Source organism: Streptomyces aurantiacus (assembly GCF_001418335.1).
GTDB classification, from domain to species: Bacteria; Actinomycetota; Actinomycetes; order Streptomycetales; family Streptomycetaceae; genus Streptomyces; species Streptomyces aurantiacus.
In genome coordinates this window covers 1-2,928 of sequence record NZ_LIPP01000410.1, presented here as the reverse complement: position 1 = coordinate 2,928, position 2,928 = coordinate 1, and the positions used below count along the sequence as shown (strand labels likewise).

Annotated in this window: 4 protein-coding genes; 3 read left to right on the top strand and 1 reads right to left on the bottom strand. The window is 68.8% G+C overall.

The features are described 5' to 3' along the window. Positions 1–40 precede the first annotated feature (40 nt). Positions 41–973, bottom strand: coding sequence for a hypothetical protein (locus AOK01_RS37095; RefSeq protein WP_055519547.1), 933 nt, complete (start codon positions 971–973; stop codon positions 41–43). Between the two features lie 149 nt (positions 974–1,122). On the opposite strand from AOK01_RS37095, the gene AOK01_RS37090 reads away from it, so the two are divergent. The 3 genes from AOK01_RS37090 to AOK01_RS37080 all read left to right on the top strand — a co-directional run. Further along, a complete protein-coding gene (locus AOK01_RS37090; RefSeq protein WP_055519545.1) occupies positions 1,123–1,488 on the top strand; it encodes a chorismate mutase in 366 nt (121 codons plus the stop codon). A gap of 168 nt (positions 1,489–1,656) precedes the next feature. Beyond that, positions 1,657–2,175, top strand: coding sequence for a response regulator (locus AOK01_RS37085; RefSeq protein WP_079104066.1), 519 nt, complete (start codon positions 1,657–1,659; stop codon positions 2,173–2,175). Positions 2,176–2,335: 160 nt separating this feature from the next. Next, positions 2,336–2,928 (top strand): gluzincin family metallopeptidase (locus AOK01_RS37080; protein WP_483855258.1); only part of this gene is annotated, 593 nt, incomplete at its 3' end.

Sequence of the window (2,928 nt, the reverse complement as noted above, 5' to 3'; positions counted from 1 at the left end):
CCCCCACCCACATCCACACCCACACAGGTTCGCGGCAGCACTACGTATCGCAGTCCAGCACAGTGCGACAAAGCCCGCAGCGCGCCCGAACCCGCCCCCGTACCGGCACCCGAATCCGCTGATGACAGGTCGGACAGGGAAACGAGACCCGCAGCGGCCCGCCGCCGTCCGGCGTGAAGGCGTACGGCACGTCACCCGGCGCAATGTTCCGCCCATCGCCCCGAACGTCACCCCGTACGGCCGCGACGACACGGTCCTGCGCGTGGCGGCGCTCCTTCGCATAGCGCCGCCGCCCCGCCCACCCCGCCGCGGTCAACGGCGGCTGCCGCTCGTCCTGCCGGGCCTGCGCCAAGCCCCTCGTGTACGCCGTGTACGCCTGCGGGCTGGTGAACCAGGTGGCCGGGTCCTCGCCGAACACCAGGGAACGCTTGGCCAGCACATACCCGAACTCCTCCGGCGTCAGATAGCCGAGCTTCTGCGAGGACGACGCGTCCTCCCGGTACGCGTCGAGCAGCAGCCAGCCCGCGCCGAGATATGTCGTCGCCGTGTCCGTGAGGATCTCGTTGTCGCGGGTGCCGGGGAAGGACAGGCCGAGGCGGTGCAGATAGACGTGCATCACCTCGTGCGCCAGCGCGGCGCCGATGTCCCGCCGGTGGGTGCGGAAGCGGTCGTTCAGCTCGATGAAGTACTCCGGGCCCGCGGTGAGCTCGACGTTCGCCGCGTGCTCCATCTCCCGGAAGCTCACGATCAGCCGGGCGTCCGGCAGCCGGAAGTGACGCACCAGCTCGCGGGCCACCCGCTGCGCGCCCAGATACAGGTCGTCCGTGTCGCAGAACGCCACGTCGACGGGGGCCACGCTGGTGGCGAACGCGTGGACGGTGTCGTACGAGAGCCGCCTGTACAGCGCAGTGACCGCCGCGCGCACCGTCTCCAGGTGCGGGTAACCGTGCTTGACCGGACCGCCGTTCGCCACGCCCGCACCCCCAGAGAGGCCCCGAAGCTCGTTCCACCTTAGACCGACCGGCACGTGGGGGTGGAGCAACCAGGCCCCCGACCCCGCCGATCCGCCGATCACCGAACGGCCGCCCACCACCCGAAGCGCGCCACGTAGGGTTGCCATCCATGACCACCAGCAACACAGGCAACGCGGGCAAACCAGGCAACCCCGGCAACGCGAGTGACGTCGCCCCGGCCGTCCGCGCCGAACTCGCCCGGCTGCGCGAGAGCATCGACAACATCGACGCCGCCGTCGTCCACATGCTCGCCGAGCGCTTCAAATGCACCCAGCAGGTCGGCCACCTCAAAGCCGCCCACCAACTGCCGCCCGCCGACCCGTCCCGCGAGGCCCAGCAGATCGCCAGACTCCGCACACTGGCCGAAAACGCCAACCTCGACCCGGCCTTCGCGGAAAAACTGCTCACCTTCATCATTGCCGAGGTCATCCGCCATCACGAGCGCATCGCGGAGAACACCAACCCCCGGGAATGACCACCCGCGGCCCCCGGCGCGCGCCGATTCTCCAGCCGATGTCGGTCCCACCCCCTCGGCGTGCGCGCCGAAATGAGGCATCCTGCGCTGAGCACTAGCACTCCCTAAGCACTGCCTGCCAGTCGGTTCGGACTCAAGCTGTCGGTCCAAGCGAGGGGACTTCGCTCCATGCCACCGGATGCCAAGATCCTCATAGTCGACGACCACGAGGACACGCTCTACGCACTGGAAAGCGCCCTGGCCCCGCTCGGCTACCAGCTGACGCGGGCCACCAGCGGCGACGACGCGCTCAAGGAAGTCCTACGAGGCCAGGTCGGCCTGCTCCTCCTCGACGTCCGCATGCCCGGCGTCAGCGGCCTCGACGTCGTCCGCTACATGCGAGGCGTCGAACAGACCCAGCTCATCCCGGTCGTCCTCGTCACCGGATTCGGCCCGAACCCCGCACTCACCTCGGAGGCCTTCCGCCTCGGCGTCGCCGACCTCGTCACGAAACCCATAGACCCCTGGACCCTGCGCACCAAAGTCCGCTACCTGTACGACTCCCACCAGCGATACCGCTCCCTCGAACGCGAGGCCCGCGAACTGCGCACCCTCGTCAAGAACCAGCACCCCACCACCCACTACGCCCCCGCGATCACCACCCAGCGACCCGCCCCCCGAAAACAGGAACAAGGCCACACCGCATAGCCCCAGGCGCACAGAACGACCGTACAAAACGACGTACAAAACGACGTACAAAACGACAACGACCAGGCCCTCGACCGGAAACGACCGGGCCCGCGAGACCACCGGGCCCGACCCCGGCAGACCAGGCCGCCTCTGTGCCGGGCCCCGCCCATCAGGCAGCATGGCACCCATGTCCGTACTGACGCGCGACGAAGCGCAGACCCGTGCCGAACTCCTCGACGTCAACCGCTACCGGATCGAACTCGACCTGACGCGCGGCGACGACGACACGTTCGACTCCCTCACCACCATCACCTTCACGGTACGCGGGGACCTCGACGGCGACGGTGACACCTTCGTCGAGCTGAAGCCCGCCGAACTGCGCTCCGCCACCCTCGACGGACACCACCTCGACCTGGACACCCTCCAAGAGAACCGGCTCCCCCTCACAGAGCTCACCCCGGGCCCCCACGAACTACGCGTCGACACCGTCATGCGCTACTCCCGCACCGGCGAAGGCATGCACCGCTTCACCGACCCCACCGACGGCGAGACCTACCTCTACACCCAGCTCTGCATGACCGACGCCCAACGCGTCTACGCCGCCTTCGACCAGCCCGACCTCAAAGCGGTCTTCGAACTCTCCGTCACCGCCCCCGACAACTGGACCGTCCTCACCAACAGCGTCACCATCCCCACCGGCGACGGCGACGAGGTAGGTGGAGATGGGCGGGGTGGGTGCCGCCTGCCAGACGCCGTCGCCGGTGGGGATGG

Excerpts from the sequence above, each read along its gene's own strand:
- AOK01_RS37090 (WP_055519545.1), top strand. The coding sequence starts at position 1,123 with ATGACCACCAGCAACACAGGCAACGCGGGCAAACCAGGCAACCCCGGC.
- AOK01_RS37085 (WP_079104066.1), top strand. The coding sequence starts at position 1,657 with ATGCCACCGGATGCCAAGATCCTCATAGTCGACGACCACGAGGACACG.